This window comes from Enterobacter sp. 61D5, from assembly GCF_034107965.1.
Classification (GTDB): Bacteria; Pseudomonadota; Gammaproteobacteria; order Enterobacterales; family Enterobacteriaceae; genus Enterobacter; species Enterobacter cloacae_M.
The window spans coordinates 67,391-81,750 of record NZ_JAWNFK010000022.1 but is presented as its reverse complement, the minus strand read 5'-3'; the positions used below and the strand labels follow the sequence as shown (position 1 = coordinate 81,750).

The 14,360-nt window shown below is 54.7% G+C and carries 17 protein-coding genes and 1 pseudogene; 8 read left to right on the top strand and 10 right to left on the bottom strand.

Going from position 1 to position 14,360, the window contains the following annotated elements; genetic code table 11:
• Positions 1-20 precede the first annotated feature (20 nt).
• On the bottom strand, positions 21-1,610 hold the full coding sequence (locus UTM25_RS19500) for an ABC transporter substrate-binding protein (RefSeq protein ID WP_194401758.1): 1,590 nt from the start codon (positions 1,608-1,610) through the stop codon (positions 21-23).
• Between the two features lie 245 nt (positions 1,611-1,855).
• Here UTM25_RS19500 and yghU point away from each other — a divergent pair, with 245 nt between their 5' ends.
• Complete coding sequence (gene yghU / locus UTM25_RS19495) at positions 1,856-2,722, top strand: glutathione-dependent disulfide-bond oxidoreductase (protein WP_194401757.1); 867 nt, start codon at positions 1,856-1,858, stop codon at positions 2,720-2,722.
• A 160-nt stretch (positions 2,723-2,882) separates the two neighbouring features.
• On the top strand, positions 2,883-3,215 hold the full coding sequence (locus tag UTM25_RS19490) for a hypothetical protein (RefSeq protein ID WP_029740720.1): 333 nt from the start codon (positions 2,883-2,885) through the stop codon (positions 3,213-3,215).
• 73 nt (positions 3,216-3,288) lie between these two features.
• Here the strand turns inward: UTM25_RS19490 and UTM25_RS19485 are convergent, their stop codons facing one another.
• Genes UTM25_RS19485 through UTM25_RS19475 form a run of 3 tightly spaced genes read right to left on the bottom strand, consistent with a single transcriptional unit; the run spans position 3,289 to position 6,157 of the window.
• Entirely contained in the window at positions 3,289-4,191 is a 903-nt protein-coding gene (locus UTM25_RS19485; protein ID WP_194401756.1) for an alpha/beta hydrolase fold domain-containing protein, read from the bottom strand.
• On the bottom strand, positions 4,181-5,077 hold the full coding sequence (locus UTM25_RS19480; RefSeq protein ID WP_194401755.1) for an alpha/beta fold hydrolase: 897 nt from the start codon (positions 5,075-5,077) through the stop codon (positions 4,181-4,183). The genes UTM25_RS19485 and UTM25_RS19480 overlap by 11 nt, the downstream gene beginning before the upstream one ends.
• A 24-nt stretch (positions 5,078-5,101) precedes the next feature.
• Positions 5,102-6,157 carry a sugar phosphate isomerase/epimerase family protein gene (locus tag UTM25_RS19475; RefSeq protein ID WP_194401754.1) on the bottom strand — a complete coding sequence of 352 codons (1,056 nt, stop codon included), beginning with the start codon at positions 6,155-6,157 and terminating at the stop codon, positions 5,102-5,104.
• Between the two features lie 141 nt (positions 6,158-6,298).
• Between UTM25_RS19475 and UTM25_RS19470 the strand changes: the two genes are divergently transcribed.
• The 3 genes and pseudogenes from UTM25_RS19470 (at position 6,299) to UTM25_RS19460 (ending at position 7,768) form a co-directional block, all read left to right on the top strand.
• A complete protein-coding gene (locus UTM25_RS19470) occupies positions 6,299-6,889 on the top strand; it encodes a TetR/AcrR family transcriptional regulator (protein WP_023333391.1) in 591 nt (196 codons plus the stop codon).
• Positions 6,890-7,046: 157 nt separating this feature from the next.
• Positions 7,047-7,378 (top strand): annotated as a pseudogene (locus tag UTM25_RS19465) (type II toxin-antitoxin system RelE/ParE family toxin).
• A 12-nt stretch (positions 7,379-7,390) separates the two neighbouring features.
• Positions 7,391-7,768: a DNA-binding protein gene (locus UTM25_RS19460; protein ID WP_194401753.1), complete on the top strand. Its 378-nt coding sequence runs from the start codon at positions 7,391-7,393 to the stop codon at positions 7,766-7,768.
• Positions 7,769-7,839: 71 nt separating this feature from the next.
• Here the strand turns inward: UTM25_RS19460 and UTM25_RS19455 are convergent, their stop codons facing one another.
• Both UTM25_RS19455 and UTM25_RS19450 read right to left on the bottom strand, forming a co-directional pair.
• Positions 7,840-8,094, bottom strand: coding sequence for a hypothetical protein (locus tag UTM25_RS19455; RefSeq protein WP_023309166.1), 255 nt, complete (start codon positions 8,092-8,094; stop codon positions 7,840-7,842).
• A 127-nt stretch (positions 8,095-8,221) separates the two neighbouring features.
• Positions 8,222-9,769 (bottom strand): methyl-accepting chemotaxis protein, encoded by a 1,548-nt coding sequence (locus tag UTM25_RS19450; RefSeq protein WP_023309167.1) that lies wholly within the window; start codon positions 9,767-9,769, stop codon positions 8,222-8,224.
• Between the two features lie 231 nt (positions 9,770-10,000).
• Between UTM25_RS19450 and UTM25_RS19445 the strand changes: the two genes are divergently transcribed.
• Positions 10,001-11,041 carry an aldo/keto reductase gene (locus UTM25_RS19445; protein ID WP_059445408.1) on the top strand — a complete coding sequence of 347 codons (1,041 nt, stop codon included), beginning with the start codon at positions 10,001-10,003 and terminating at the stop codon, positions 11,039-11,041.
• Positions 11,042-11,113: 72 nt separating this feature from the next.
• Here UTM25_RS19445 and UTM25_RS19440 read toward each other — a convergent pair whose 3' ends face one another.
• Both UTM25_RS19440 and UTM25_RS19435 read right to left on the bottom strand, forming a co-directional pair.
• Complete coding sequence (locus tag UTM25_RS19440; protein ID WP_023309169.1) at positions 11,114-11,602, bottom strand: TIGR00645 family protein; 489 nt, start codon at positions 11,600-11,602, stop codon at positions 11,114-11,116.
• A gap of 81 nt (positions 11,603-11,683) precedes the next feature.
• Positions 11,684-12,187: an ESA_00282 family adhesion-associated protein gene (locus UTM25_RS19435; protein ID WP_023309170.1), complete on the bottom strand. Its 504-nt coding sequence runs from the start codon at positions 12,185-12,187 to the stop codon at positions 11,684-11,686.
• Positions 12,188-12,290: 103 nt separating this feature from the next.
• Here UTM25_RS19435 and UTM25_RS19430 point away from each other — a divergent pair, with 103 nt between their 5' ends.
• Both UTM25_RS19430 and UTM25_RS19425 read left to right on the top strand, forming a co-directional pair.
• Entirely contained in the window at positions 12,291-12,695 is a 405-nt protein-coding gene (locus UTM25_RS19430; RefSeq protein ID WP_023309171.1) for a hypothetical protein, read from the top strand.
• Position 12,696: 1 nt separating this feature from the next.
• Positions 12,697-13,146: a cytoplasmic protein gene (locus tag UTM25_RS19425; RefSeq protein ID WP_194401752.1), complete on the top strand. Its 450-nt coding sequence runs from the start codon at positions 12,697-12,699 to the stop codon at positions 13,144-13,146.
• Between the two features lie 42 nt (positions 13,147-13,188).
• On the opposite strand, the gene exbD is transcribed toward UTM25_RS19425, so the two are convergent.
• Entirely contained in the window at positions 13,189-13,614 is a 426-nt protein-coding gene (gene exbD / locus UTM25_RS19420) for a TonB system transport protein ExbD (RefSeq protein WP_023309173.1), read from the bottom strand.
• 4 nt (positions 13,615-13,618) lie between these two features.
• Positions 13,619-14,350 (bottom strand): tol-pal system-associated acyl-CoA thioesterase, encoded by a 732-nt coding sequence (gene exbB / locus UTM25_RS19415; protein WP_032640587.1) that lies wholly within the window; start codon positions 14,348-14,350, stop codon positions 13,619-13,621.
• Positions 14,351-14,360: the final 10 nt, after the last annotated feature.

Here is a 14,360-nt window from a genome sequence, read left to right as displayed (position 1 = left end):
CTGTCGGCCGGAGCAATCACTTATTTCTGATAGATTTTTGACAGATCCTGGAACAGATAGACCGGTTTCGGCTCTGCCTCCTGGGTGCCGCCGAATCGCTTGTCCACCGCGACGGTCGCATTGGTGTAGGCGATCGGGTAGTACGTCATGTCGTTTGCCACGGTCTGCTGAATTTGCTTATAGATATCGGCACGTTTCGCGGCGTCGGTTTCCACTGCACCTTTATCCCACAGGGCATCAAACTGCGGATTTTTGTAATGCGCGTAGTTATAGGCTTCGTTGCTCATGAACAGCGATTTGTAACCGTCCGGCTCGGAGCCCATGATGTAGCCGCCCAGGTTCAGCTCCCACGCGGTGTTGTTCATATCGAGGCTGCGCTGAGACATGGCGTTGGAGTCCAGCGGCATCAGCTCCACGTTCACCCCAATGCCCTTCAGCGCCTGCTGAATGTAGAGCGCCATGCTCTCCTGGGTTTTGTTGGTGTTCACATACGCCAGGCGCAGCTTGAGGTTGTCCGGCGCGCCGGACGTCTTCAGCAGGTCTTTGGCTTTTTGCAGATCGAACTTGTACTGCTCGACGTCATCCGTCTTGTAAAGCGTATCTGGCGTCAGGAACGAGGTCGCCGGTTTAGCGTAGTCCAGCGAGGTAAACGCGGTCTGGGTGAGCTCGTCTTTGTTGATGGCATACGCGATGGCCTGGCGCAGCGCTTTGCTCTTCATCACCGGCACGTTCTGGTTGAACGTCATATAGGCCAGACGGCCTTCCGGATAGACCACGAAGTCAAACTTACCGGTATTTTTCAGGCGGTTCACGTCCTGCGGGTCAACCATCTTGAGGTTGATTTCTCCGTTTTGCAGCGCAAGGTTGGCGGCGTTGCTGTCTTTGGCGAAACGGTAGGTGACCGAATCAAGCTTCGCTTTGCCGTTCCAGTAATCGTCAAAACGGGTCAGGGCGTAATACTGCCCGGCGCGATACTCTTTGAATTTGAACGGCCCGGAGCCTATCGGCGCATCGTTTTTGCTGCTCTTTTCCAGGTCGCCTTCACCGGCGAACACGTGCTGCGGAATCGGGTAGATCTGTACCAGGGTGCCGGCAAAGGCTGCGCTGACCTGCGGTAGGGTGAACTTAACGGTACGGTCGTCAACCTTACTCACCTCAACAGGCTTGCCGCCGTAGGTGAACATGCTGCGGAAGAAGCTGTGCTGTTTGGCATCCAGCAGCTTGTTGAAGGTGAAGACCACGTCATCCGCCGTCAGCGGCTGTCCGTCCTGCCATTTGAGGTTGGGTTTTAACGTCAGGGTATAGCTCAGGTTGTCGGCGGAAGGCGTCAGGCTTTCCGCCAGACCCCACTCAATGTTGCCGTTATTAAAGCTGTACAGCGGGGCATAGAGCGCCTGCATGATCGTTAACGTCGTACGGTCACTGGCATAGAGCGGATTAACGGCTAGCGGGTCGCCGGAGGTAATTCCAATAATTAGCGAACCGCCCTCTTTTGGCGCGTCGTTTTTTGCCGCTGAGGGCGTATTTGTCTCTTTATTTTTCGCATCATCACAGCCAGCCAGGCCTAACGCGAGCGAAACCACCACTGCCGATAACAGAAGCTTGCGCATCTCACTAACTCCTTGCCTTATAAAGTGTTTATTACTGCATCTTTTATTTATGTTGAAGCATCATATTCAGCTTTATCGGTTTACGCATTAATTATGAAAATGCGATTTTCGATTAAGCTTATGCCGGATTTGTTATATATAAGCGCCAGAAGGAATAGCGGTTAATTGATTGCGCTCGCAACGTTAAACGCTTCACAAATCTCCTGCTACACTGCCTCAACACATCACTCAAAAGGCAGGCCAACATGTCAGACAACACGTATCAGCCACCAAAAGTGTGGGAATGGAAAAAGAACGGCGGCGGCGCGTTCGCCAATATTAACCGCCCGATTTCCGGCGCGACCCATGAGAAAGATCTGCCCGTGGGCTCCCACCCGCTGCAGCTTTACTCTCTCGGGACACCGAACGGCCAGAAAGTGACGATCATGCTCGAAGAGCTGCTGGCGCTGGGCGTGACGGGCGCGGAATATGACGCCTGGTTAATTCGCATCGGCGAGGGCGATCAGTTCTCCAGCGGGTTTGTTGAGGTGAACCCGAACTCGAAAATACCGGCACTTCGCGACCACTCCACGAACCCGCCAACGCGCGTATTTGAATCCGGCAATATCCTGCTCTACCTGGCAGAGAAATTCGGTCACTTCCTGCCGAAAGATCCGGCGGGACGCACCGAGACGCTGAACTGGCTGTTCTGGCTGCAGGGTGCGGCGCCGTTCCTCGGCGGCGGTTTTGGTCACTTCTATAACTATGCGCCGGTGAAGATTGAGTATGCGATTGACCGCTTCACCATGGAAGCCAAACGCCTGTTCGACGTGCTGGATAAACAGCTGGCGCGCGGTCGCTACGTGGCGGGCGAGGAGTACACCATCGCGGATATCGCCATCTGGCCGTGGTTCGGCTGCGTGGCGCTGGGCAGCGTATACAACGCCGCCGAGTTCCTGGACGCCGGGAAGTACACCAACGTCCAGCGCTGGGCGAATGACGTGGCGAATCGCCATGCCGTTAAGCGCGGCCGTATCGTTAACCGCACCAGCGGCGAGCTGAACGAGCAGCTCCACGAGCGCCACGCGGCGAGCGACTTCGATACCAATACGGAAGATAAGCGTCAGGCGTAATGTTCCGCCGGGCGGATCCCCGCCCGGCAACTGAGATCCCTGCCCAGGGCATGATTAGCTTAAAGGTTGAGCCGGTATTGCTGGCACTATCTGGACGTTTTTCTCGCGTCTGAGAGTGAGAAATGACGTCTCAACCGACAGCAGTCACAAAGGATCTGTTATGAAACTTATTAAAACAACGCTGGTTATCAGCGCCCTCATATTTTCCACCTCGGGAATGGCCATCGACAAAACCGCCGCTGGCGCGGTAGCAGGCGCGGCCATTGGCGCGGCCACTGGCAAAGATCTGAAATCGACCGTTGGCGGCGCCGTCGTTGGCGCAGGCACCGGTGCCATGTTCAAAAACGGCGGCAAAGGTAAAGCCGCGCGTAAGGGCGGCGCGGTAGGAGCTGCCGTAGGCGCAGGTGCCGCAGCGGTTACCGGCAAGAGCGTGCTGAAAGGTGCAGCCGTTGGTGCTGGCACGGGCGCGCTGATTGGTGAAGCGACGCACTAAGGTCGTGTGCCACCTTGTGAACAGGCATGAATAATAAACCCAGCGATCGCGCTGGGTTTTTTGTGTTTTTGAATCAGATACAAGCCCGTTCGAACAACCGACGCGCGGCTGGCGTTAACCCTGACATATGAATGCAGGCATGCACCATTCCCGGCAACCGTTCACAGCGTACTGGCACCCCCGCCTTCTCAAGCCGCCGCGCATACGCTTCAGCCTCATCGCGCAGGGGATCGTATTCACAACTCAGGATGGTTGCTGGCGGTAACTCCCTCAGCGAGGCCATATGCAGCGGCTCGGCATAAGGATGACGACATTCTCCCAGATAGTTCTCCCAGCAAAACGCCATCGCATCACGCGTTAAATAATAACCTTCAGCAAATTCACAATAGCTTTGGGACGACATTTCGCGACTTAATGCCGGGTAGAGCAGCAACTGATGCTCAATGTGAGGTCCGCCGCGATCCCGGGCCAGCAGAGCTGTCGCGGCAGCAAGATTGCCGCCTGCACTGTCGCCGCCCACCGCCAGACGGGTCGCATCTATCCCCAAAAGCGCGGCCTGTTCACTGGCCCAGCACAGTGCCTGATAAACATCCTCTAACGGCCCTGGGAAGGGGAACTCCGGTGCCAGACGGTAATCAACGGAGAGTATTTTCCGACCAGTAGCATTGGCCAGTGCCTGACAGGGCCGATCGTACAGCGACAGCGAGCCCAGACACCATCCACCGCCGTGAGCAAAAAGCATTGCAGGCTGTGCGATTTCAGCGTTTGAGACTGCAGGCGTATACACGCGAAGACCGATAGCGTAACCATCATCAGCGATAACAACGTAATGTTGAATGCCGCCACCTGCTTCCTCCTCACCCTGTAGCCGCAATAAGTCCACTTCGGTGGCGGCACGCAGGTCGGCTAACGACGCCGGTTGCGGCGCGCCCGATGACGCAGCCAAAAAGTCAGCGATATGTTTATCAAGCGGCACGATCGGTGTCCTCTGAGAGAAAGGGTACGATTAGCCCAATAAACGCCTCATGACACTCTTCGGTAATAAAATGCCCGCAGTCCGCCACCGTCTCGCCACGCAAATCAAGGGCATTGCCCTGCAGGGTTATCAGCGGAGCATCGCGCGTCGCATGTTCGGCCCCCACCGTTAACACCGGCATGGTTAAAGGCGTTAGCGCACGGCGCTGGTTCTGCCGGATGGTTTCCGGGATAGCGCGATAATAGTCGAAACCCGCACGCAGCCCGCCGGGTGTTGAATAGGCGGCGATATACACCTCTGCGGCAACCCGTTCACGTCGATGAGACCAGCGGTCGAAAATATAGCTGAGATACTGTGATTCGCGCCCGCTGGTCAGGGTTTCGGGTAGATCCGCCAGCTGATTGAACATGAAGTGCCAGAGAAAGATGTTCTCTTCCGGTGCGACAAAAATCGGCGGTGGTGGGGCCAGTCCAGGGATAACCGCTTCTGTCAGCACAAGTCGTTCTATCGCCTGAGGAAAATCGCTCGCCATGGCGTATCCAACCCACATGCCAATATCGTGGCCTACTATGCTATAACGCGCATGACCCAACTGCGCCATCATGTTATGCAGCATGGCACCGACACGTCCGGTGTCATAGCCGTCGCGCGGTTTATCTGACTCACCAATGCCCGGAGGGTCGACCGCTATCGCCTGAAGACCCGCCGCCGCCAGCGCCTGAAGGATATAGCGCCAAGTATACCAGGTCTGTGGCCAACCCGGTATCAGCAATACCGGTTGACCTTTTCCCGCCACGACGCAGTGGATGCGCTGTCCGTTCACTTTCGTATAGACGTGTTCTGCCCTGAGATCCGCGTGCGCGATCTCACCGTATTGTTGTTCCATGGGGACTCCCTGTGATGTCGTTGCTTAGCGAATGCCGAGTAATGCGTTGATTTGCTGAGGGTTAACTGGCGCACCGGCGAAATCATCGAAGACTTTATCGGTGATGTGAATAATGTGGTCGAGGATGAACGCTGCCCCTTCTCTGGCACCATCCAGCGGGTTTTTCAGACAGCACTCCCACTCCAGGGTTGCCCAGCCAGCATAATCGTATTGGGTCAGCTTCGAGAAAATAGCCCTGAAATCAACCTGGCCGTCACCCAATGAGCGAAAACGTCCTGCACGATCGACCCAGGACTGATAGCCACCATAAATACCCTGACGCCCGGTCGGATTAAATTCAGCGTCTTTGACGTGGAACATGTTGATCTTGTCATTATAAATATCAATAAAATCCAGATAGTTAAGCTGCTGTAATACCATGTGGCTGGGGTCGAAAAGTATCCGGCAGCGGGGATGCTCTTTCACCCTTTGATAAAACATTTCAAACGTCACCCCATCATGCAGATCTTCGCTCGGGTGGATCTCATAGCAGAGGTTAATACCCTGCTCGTCACAGGCGTTGAGCACCGGCATCCAGCGCCTGGCCAGCTCGTCAAAGGCGGCTTCAATTAACCCTTCCGGGCGCTGCGGAAACGGGAACAGATAGGGCCATGCCAGCGAGCCAGAGAAGGTACCCAGATCGCTGAGCCCAAGCCTGGCGGAGGCCTTGACCGCCATCAGCAGCTGTTGCTGTGCCCATTCGCCGCGGGCCTGTGGGTTGCCGTGTACTTCCGGTGGCGCAAAGCTGTCGCATAAGCTGTCGTAAGCAGGATGTACCGCCATCAGCTGGCCGAAGATGTGGCTGGTCAGCTCACTCACCACCAGGCCATGCTCCGCCAGCATACCGGTCAGATCGTCGCAGTAGGTCTGGCTTTCTGCCGCCGTCGCCACGTCGAACAGCCGACGGTCCCAGGCCGGGATTTGTAATGCCTTGAAGCCGGTTTCCGCGGCCCACCGGGCTATTGCAGGCAAATTATTGAATGGGGCCACATCATCGCTGAACTGAGCCAGATGGAGAGAGGGACCTTTGAGGGTTTTCATCGTATACTCCTATTGTTTGTCGATTGACAAACAATAGGAGTAAAGCCGGATAACCGCAAGCGAAAATTATAAATTCGTTGGTAATCCAGATGATTTAGGCGATCCTGTTTCACTGAATTCAGGACCAACCGGAGCAACAAAATGGCAGGCAGACCGCGCCAGTTCGATCGCGATCAGGCGCTTATCAAAGCGCGCAACCTGTTCTGGCGACAGGGTTATGAAGGAACCTCAATGTCGGATCTGGTGGCGGAGCTGGGGATTGCATCGGCACGGATTTACAAGGCGTTCGGTTCAAAAGAGCAGCTCTTTCGGGAAGCTATCGCCGATTACGAAAAACAGGAAGGCGGTTTTGCGGATCGGGCCTTATCCGCAGGGGGCAACGTGCGGGATACCATCCAGACGCTGTTAATGGATGCGGTTCACCTGTACTGCCATCCGGATTTGCCGCAAGGATGTATGGTGGTGGCCTCTGCAGCCAGCGTCAGTGCGGAAAATGAAACGCTCAAAACCTGGCTGGCACAGCATCGCCTGCAGCGTACGCAGCAGATCATCGACCGTCTCCATCAGGCAGTGCATAACGGTGAACTGCCGGATACGACCGATGCAGAGAGTCTGGGAGACTATTTTGCCGTCTTTTTACATGGTTTGTCGGTGCAGGCCAGGGACGGTGTTCCGGAGTCGCGTTTGCAGGCGGCGGTTAAGCAAGCGCTTAGCCTGCTGCCGCATTGCTGAGTGCGATGTTGAGAAAGGCCGAACACAACGGTCTCGTATTTTTGCGATCCGCTTTCAGAAATCACATCTTCCCATGTGTCACAACCCAGTGAACAGTTGCCTGTCGTAGCCTGAAGATTACAATGCATTTGCTTATCGTAAACTACAGGCTACAATAATGGCTAAGGTCAAACACTACATCACAGCAGACGGGTACGACCCTTTTGATGCATATCTGAGAAGTGTGAACGATCCCATAGCAAAAGCCATGATTGCTACACGTGTCGCCAGAATGTCTACGGGTAACTATGGTGATTGCAAGCCATGCAGAGAGAGCGTTTCAGAACTCAGGATTGACCAGGGGCCGGGTTACCGCGTCTATTTGAGCGAAGTCTTCGATCAGGCAGATGGCGCAGTGAGTCTGATGCTATTGACTGGAACGAAAAAAAACAAAATGCAGATATTGACAGGGCCGTTGAGTATCTCAACGACTACAAGCGCAGGATATAAGAGGAAATCGGAATGGCTAAATCAGTACTTCATGATGACGCAATGGTACAGCTCCTGAAAGATTCTCCGGATTTCGCGCCCGTATATCTTCATCAGGCTTTCATTGAAATTGACGAGCCCGGAGGCTATGAGGCGTTCATGCTGGCTTTACGACATGTGATTGAAGCCTCTGGCGGGATGACTGTCATTGCTAAACGTGCAGGCATTTCTCGCGAATCACTCTATAAATCACTCTCACCAAACGGTAACCCCTCATTTAAGCGTATCGCAGAAGTGGCATCTGCAACGGGATACCCGATTTCCCGAATTGCAGCTGCAGGGTTAAACGCACCAGCGTGGGACGCACGTCAAAATACGCCCGAAAGTGCTAGCCGGGCGAAGCATCAATGACGATCGTCATACTGAAACGCTACTGGAAAAGGCGGTAAGAGGCATGCCTGCATGCCGCCTCACCTGTTGCATTAATACTTAATGTCCCGCGCTTTTTGTCTTCCGGACTGTTTCATCTGACGCTTGTCCTGACGGCAGTCGTGATTGCTCTGGTTATTGTTCGCCACGCAGGTCTGCTTCACCTGCCGCGACGCGTCACGGGTTTCCTGCCTGACATCACGCGCCACGCGCCGCTCCTGCGCCTGCTGGGTCGCACTGGCAGAAACCGAGAACAGCATCAGAAGAATGCAAGAAAGGACAGGAATGACAGATAACGATCTGTTCATAGCAACACCTCGAAGAAGAGAGCCCAGAACGTCAGGGGGGTTAGCAAAAGAATAGCAGTTCCAGAAGGGGCTGAATGGGGAAGGCGTTAATAATACAAGGCCGCACAAGGCGGCCTTATACGCTGCGTTATGCCGTCAGGCGGAACTTCTGCACCGAGCGCTGAAGATCTTCGGTCTGGCGCTCCAGCGCCGCCGCCGCGGCAGAAACCTCTTCAACCAGCGAGGCGTTCTGCTGGGTAACGCCATCCATCTGGGTAATGGCAATCCCGACCTGCGAAATGCCCTTGCTTTGCTCCTCAGAAGCGGAAGCGATTTGCTTCATGATGGTTGTCACTTCCGTCACGTCGCGCAAAATCGCATCCATGGTGGTGCCGGTGTCGCTGACCAGCTGCGCCCCCTGCTCTACGCGGGAAACGGAATCGGTAATCAGCCCTTCAATCTCTTTAGCCGCGTTGGCGCTGCGGCTTGCCAGGTTGCGCACTTCGCCTGCCACCACCGCGAAACCACGCCCCTGTTCACCCGCGCGCGCCGCTTCAACCGCCGCATTGAGTGCCAGAATATTGGTCTGGAAGGCAATGCTGTTGATCACGTTGGTGATTTCAGCAATTTTCTTCGAGCTTTCCGAAATACCGCTCATGGTGGTCACCACCTCTTCCACCAGCGAGCCGCCGCGGCTGGCGGTAGTTGAGGCCACATCGGCCAGCTGGCTGGCCTGACGCGCGCTTTCCGCGTTCAGTTTCACCGTGGCGGTCAGCTGTTCCATGCTGGCTGCCGTCTCTTCCAGCGCAGCCGCCTGCTCTTCGGTACGGGAAGAGAGGTCGTTGTTACCGCTGGAGATTTCCGTCGCGCCGCGCCAGATGTTTTCACTGCCGGAGCGAATCGTACTGACCGCTTCGCGCAGGCTGTCCTGCATAGCGCTCAGCAGCGGCACCAGCTGCCCCACGCAGTTACGACCGAACGGCTCAATGGGCTGGCTGAGATCGCCCTGGGCAATCTGGCGGAACTGCTGGCGAATGCGAGCCAGCGGTTTGACCAGCATCGCCACCAGGTAACGGTCGGTGAAGAGCAGGATCAGCAGGCCGATAATTGTGGCGACGATAATCACCGTGCGGGTCATGCTTGTCAGGCCGTCCACCACCACGCGGGTGCTGTCGAGCGACTTCGCGGCGGCATTGTTGAACTCCTCAGCGGCCGCGCCGAACGCACGGCTCAGCGGCGGCGTGACGTTGTTGGCCTGCTGGCGATACCCCTCCAGAGCCCCCTGCTTCGCCTGCTGCATTTGCGGCGTGACGCCCTGTTCGAGCAGCGCCTGCCAGGAGCCTATCACCCGGGAAGAGATCTGCTCATCCATCGGGCCTGGTGAGATCGCTTTCATCTCGGCCAGTTTCTTGCCCATGTTATCCAGCGCCTGTTGGGCAGAGGACAGATCCGGCGTGCCGCCTGCGGCTTTGACTTCCATTGCGCGGCTCAGACGGGTCACAAAGCGGAAATATTGATCGTTACCCTGGCTGAGTACCGTCATCTGTTTAACCAGCTGGCGGTCGACTTCATTGCCATCTGATACGCGAGAAAGGGACCAGGTGCTGTACAACCCAACGCCCGCCCACATTAAACAAAAGATCCCGAGAATCGTCAGCATGACGAAACGGATCGTGAAATTACGGAGCATATTCATAAGTCTTCCTTGCCGTGAGGGTGAGTTCGCCCAGAGGCGAGTACTACTCTCGTTATCGGCAGGAAAGAGGGAAATTATAACGTTTTGTGATCATTTTTAATTAGCGTGGCTTCACTAGTCGCACAGCATTCGTTAATCATTGGGCCCGCGCTTAGGGATGTCATTTGCGATGTGTTAAGTTCAGAATGAAAACGTTGTTTCGAAAAATTCATCAATAAGAAAGGAGACATCATGTCCTGGCACCCTTACCCCGGCCGCTATGAGAGTATGCAATATCGTTATTGCGGTAAAAGTGGCCTGCGCCTGCCCGCGCTGTCGCTGGGACTGTGGCATAGTTTCGGCCACGTCCAGCCTCTTGACGCCCAGCGCGCGCTGCTGCGAAAAGCCTTCGACCTCGGCATCACCCATTTCGATCTCGCCAATAACTATGGCCCGCCGCCGGGCAGCGCGGAGGAGAATTTCGGCCGACTGCTGCGTGAGGACTTTGCCGCGTACCGAGACGAGCTGATTATCTCCACCAAGGCGGGTTACGACATGTGGCCGGGGCCGTACGGTTCGGGCGGTTCACGCAAATATCTGCTAGCCAGCCTCGACCAGAGCCTGCAGCGTCTGGGCGTCGACTACGTGGATATTTTCTACTCCCACCGCGTGGATGAAAACACGCCGATGGAAGAGACGGCCTCTGCGCTGGCCCACGCCGTGCAGAGTGGGAAAGCGCTGTATGTCGGCATTTCCTCCTACTCGACCGATCGCACCCAGAAAATGGCCGAGCTGCTGCGCGAGTGGAAGATCCCGCTGCTGATCCACCAGCCGTCCTATAACCTGCTTAACCGCTGGGTCGATAAGACCGGCCTGCTGGATGCGCTGGAAGCAAACGGTACGGGGTGTATCGCCTTTACCCCGCTGGCGCAGGGGCTGCTGACCGGAAAATACCTGAACGGTATTCCTGAAGGTTCACGCATGCAGCGCGAAGGGAATAAAGCGCGCGGCCTGACGCAGAAGATGCTGACCGACGCCAACCTGAGCAGCCTTCGCCTGCTGAATGAGATGGCGCAGGCGCGCGGACAAACGATGGCGCAGATGGCGCTAAGCTGGCTGCTGAAAGATGCGCGCGTGACGTCCGTGCTGATTGGCGCAAGCCGCCCGGAACAGCTGGAAGAGAATGTTCAGGCGCTGGAAAACCTGCGCTTTACGGAGGACGAACTCAAGCGGATTGACCAGCATGTTGCGGATGGGGAGTTGAATCTGTGGCAGGCGTCGTCGGATAAATAGTGCGGTCTGATGCCCTCACCCTAACCCTCTCCCCAAAGGGGAGAGGGTGGGGTGAGGGGTATTAGATGTACTTTACTTCTTACTGATCTTATCCAGATACCCCATCACAAACGCAGACAGCACAAACGTCAGGTGGATGATGACGTACCACATCAGTTTGTTATCCGGCACGTTCTTCGCGTCCATAAACACGCGTAGCAGGTGGATAGAGGAGATTGCCACAATCGACGCGGCCACTTTATTCTTCAGCGACGAAGCATCCATTTTGCCCAGCCAGCTGAGCTTCTCTTTACGCTCGTCGATATCGAGCTGGGAGACAAAATTCTCGTAGCCGGAGAACATCACCATCACCAGCAGCCCGCCCACCAGGGTCATATCCACCAGCGACAGCAGAACCAGAATCAAATCCGCTTCGGCAATAGAAAAAATGTTCGGCAAAACATGCCAGATTTCCTGAAAGAACTTAATCGTCAGTGCGATAAGTGCCAGCGAGAGGCCAAAATAGACGGGGGCCAGTATCCAGCGAGAGGCGTACATGGCATTTTCAAAAAAGCGTTCCATAAAGTCCTGTTTGCAAAAGAAACCAGCGCCCAGTATATCTCAACGGCGCTGGCTGTTTGCAATAACTCAACGGTACGTCACTCAGACGTTGTCTGGGTTAACCTCGGGACGTGCGTACTCCGGCCAGACAAGCGCCACCAGTTCAGGATAGGCTTCCAGACTGAACTCTCGAAAACACTGGCGCAAATTTAATACGTCCAGATCGGAATAAGAGACCTTCTCGCCGTTAAGGCAGCGCTTTTTAATATTGTCATAATATTTATAGACTGCTGAATTCAGATCGCTACAGCGACGCTGTGCCTCAAACAGTCCGGGCGTATCATTAATTTCCGACATTTTCATGCGCTTAATTGTCGCGTGTAAAAAGTCGATATATTCGTGGTTCACTCGCCAGTACCAGACAGGCGTAACGGAGTTCATCAATACAGAGAAATGGTCTTCCCCTTCCTCTTTTGTCATCAGTTCAGGTTGCGGGGGTTCACTGGTGTCTTTCGACACTTTCGTTTTATTGAACTCCTGCATCAATAAAAGCACACCAGCGGTCAGTAATAGTAATGTGATGACCGTAAAAAAGATGCTGTTCATGGGTAGGCTCCATTTTTTTTGATTTTAAATTTGCCTCATGATATTGTCAACGAATCTCACGCCTTTACCAACCCCACCCTGTTGAAAATAAAGGAAATTAAAAATGCTGCCCGACTATCTCGTCCCGGCTAAGTACCACATTACGCCTGTGGAACAGCAACCGACGGAAGCAGAAAAAGAGGCCAGTTTCACTCAGGGGAAAAGAAAGCTCTCTGATTTCGAGCCCGATATATTAATTGGTGTTTCCCGAACTGGCAAATCCCGAAATATGTTGCTGGAAGAGCACGATCGCCATATAAAAGACCGCTTATTTCGCGCCATAAAAATTGAAGCCTTTGTCCACCTGCTGAATGACCTGCAGGCCGAGGGTGAAATAGATGCCCAGAAACTAAGTCAAATAATGGCCGAGAAAACCGAAGAAATTAATGAAGCGGGCAATGAAATTTGGCTTAATTTAATTACGCGCGAAAAAAACAACCCAATTTTTTATAGCCTGGGGGAAGATTAACGTGAAAGAAGTTAAAAACAACGACGTTTATTTGACTTTAGAAGATAAAAAAAGTGATGAATTTATCTTAAAGCAAAATCTCGACGCGCTGAGAAACACAAAAAATGACGAGATGACGCGTATTACACAAGACCTGGTATCGATCCCGGCGACGCTGGTTCGTCTGAAATGGCAGAATCGCCGTGAAATTTATCCGCTACAGGTCAAAGAAGAAATTTACGGTGCCGTGATGAACGCCGTCATAGAGCAGCGCCCCGAGCTGAAAGAGAAGCTTCTGGGACGTCTTGAGGCCAATTATCAGTATCTGCTTGCCAGAGAAATCGCCACCCTGCGTCTGACGCGCAAGCTGTCCGACGGTGATTACCGTACCTCAAACGTCACCTGCGTTGCGCTTGATGAGGATGCACTGGCAACCCCCTCTACCGCACCGACGGATAATAAAAACGCATAAACCGACAGGCATAAAAAAAGCCGGCTTTCGCCAGCTTCTTTATCACTTCGAGGCCGCTTTCTCTTCGCCGACCAGTCCAATCTTCAGGTAACCCGCCTGATGCAGCGTGTCCATTACCTTCATCATGGTTTCATAATCAACCGTTTTATCCGCGCGGAAGAAGACCGTGGTGTCTTTCTTACCGCCCGTAAGCTGCTCCAGCGCCGGGATGACCGAGTCGGCCGTCACCGGGTCGTTCCCGAGGAACATGGATTTATCCGCCTTCACCGACAGGTAGATAGGCTTCTCCGGGCGCGGCTGGGGCTGGCTGGAAGAGGCAGGCAGATTGACCTTCACATCCACCGTCGCCAGCGGCGCGGCCACCATGAAGATAATCAGCAGAACCAGCATAACGTCGATAAACGGCGTCACGTTGATTTCATGCATTTCGCCGTTATCGTCCAGATTTTCGTTTAGACGCATCGCCATACTCTTAACCTGCGCGCAGTTTAGACGCCGCGTGCACCGGCTTAACCGAGCTGGCGTTCAGGTCGAGATCGCGGCTTTGCAGCAGCAGAACCTGCGCGGCAACGTCACCCAGCGTGGCTTTGTAGCTGCCAATCATACGCGCGAAGATGTTGTAGATGACCACCGCCGGGATAGCGGCAACCAGACCGATTGCCGTCGCCAGCAGCGCTTCGGCGATACCCGGCGCAACGACCGCCAGGTTGGTGGTTTGGGTCTGCGCGATACCGATAAAGCTGTTCATGATGCCCCAGACCGTACCGAAAAGACCGATGAACGGTGAGATCGCGCCGATGGTCGCCAGATAACCATTGCCGCGTCCCATGTGTCGGCCAACGGCCGCAACGCGACGCTCCAGGCGGAAACCGGTACGTTCTTTGATGCCTTCGTTATCTTCACTGCCAGCGGAGAGTTCCAGCTCGTTCTGCGCTTCGTTCACTAACAGGGTGGTCAGGCTTTTCGCGTGGAAGGATGAGGTCATATCTGAAGCCTGATCGAGAGAGCGGGCTTCGGCCAGCTGCTGCTGTTCCCGCTTAAGGCGACGCTTCTGCGAAAGCAGCTCGGCGCTTTTGCTGAAGAAAATAGCCCAGGTGACAACGGACGCCAGAATCAGGCCGACCATGACAATCTTAACCACGATGTCAGCATGCTGATACATGCCCCAAACGGAGAGATCCGTCTGCATCAAATTATTACCCACTCTGTATCTC

Bases quoted from the DNA above. Each gene is read 5' to 3' on its own strand.
- UTM25_RS19500 (WP_194401758.1), bottom strand. From the start codon at position 1,610: ATGCGCAAGCTTCTGTTATCGGCAGTGGTGGTTTCGCTCGCGTTAGGC.
- yghU (WP_194401757.1), top strand. From the start codon at position 1,856: ATGTCAGACAACACGTATCAGCCACCAAAAGTGTGGGAATGGAAAAAG.
- UTM25_RS19490 (WP_029740720.1), top strand. From the start codon at position 2,883: ATGAAACTTATTAAAACAACGCTGGTTATCAGCGCCCTCATATTTTCC.
- UTM25_RS19480 (WP_194401755.1), bottom strand. From the start codon at position 5,077: ATGGAACAACAATACGGTGAGATCGCGCACGCGGATCTCAGGGCAGAA.
- UTM25_RS19475 (WP_194401754.1), bottom strand. From the start codon at position 6,157: ATGAAAACCCTCAAAGGTCCCTCTCTCCATCTGGCTCAGTTCAGCGAT.
- UTM25_RS19470 (WP_023333391.1), top strand. From the start codon at position 6,299: ATGGCAGGCAGACCGCGCCAGTTCGATCGCGATCAGGCGCTTATCAAA.
- UTM25_RS19460 (WP_194401753.1), top strand. From the start codon at position 7,391: ATGGCTAAATCAGTACTTCATGATGACGCAATGGTACAGCTCCTGAAA.
- UTM25_RS19455 (WP_023309166.1), bottom strand. From the start codon at position 8,094: ATGAACAGATCGTTATCTGTCATTCCTGTCCTTTCTTGCATTCTTCTG.
- UTM25_RS19450 (WP_023309167.1), bottom strand. From the start codon at position 9,769: ATGAATATGCTCCGTAATTTCACGATCCGTTTCGTCATGCTGACGATT.
- UTM25_RS19445 (WP_059445408.1), top strand. From the start codon at position 10,001: ATGTCCTGGCACCCTTACCCCGGCCGCTATGAGAGTATGCAATATCGT.
- UTM25_RS19440 (WP_023309169.1), bottom strand. From the start codon at position 11,602: ATGGAACGCTTTTTTGAAAATGCCATGTACGCCTCTCGCTGGATACTG.
- UTM25_RS19435 (WP_023309170.1), bottom strand. From the start codon at position 12,187: ATGAACAGCATCTTTTTTACGGTCATCACATTACTATTACTGACCGCT.
- UTM25_RS19430 (WP_023309171.1), top strand. From the start codon at position 12,291: ATGCTGCCCGACTATCTCGTCCCGGCTAAGTACCACATTACGCCTGTG.
- exbD (WP_023309173.1), bottom strand. From the start codon at position 13,614: ATGGCGATGCGTCTAAACGAAAATCTGGACGATAACGGCGAAATGCAT.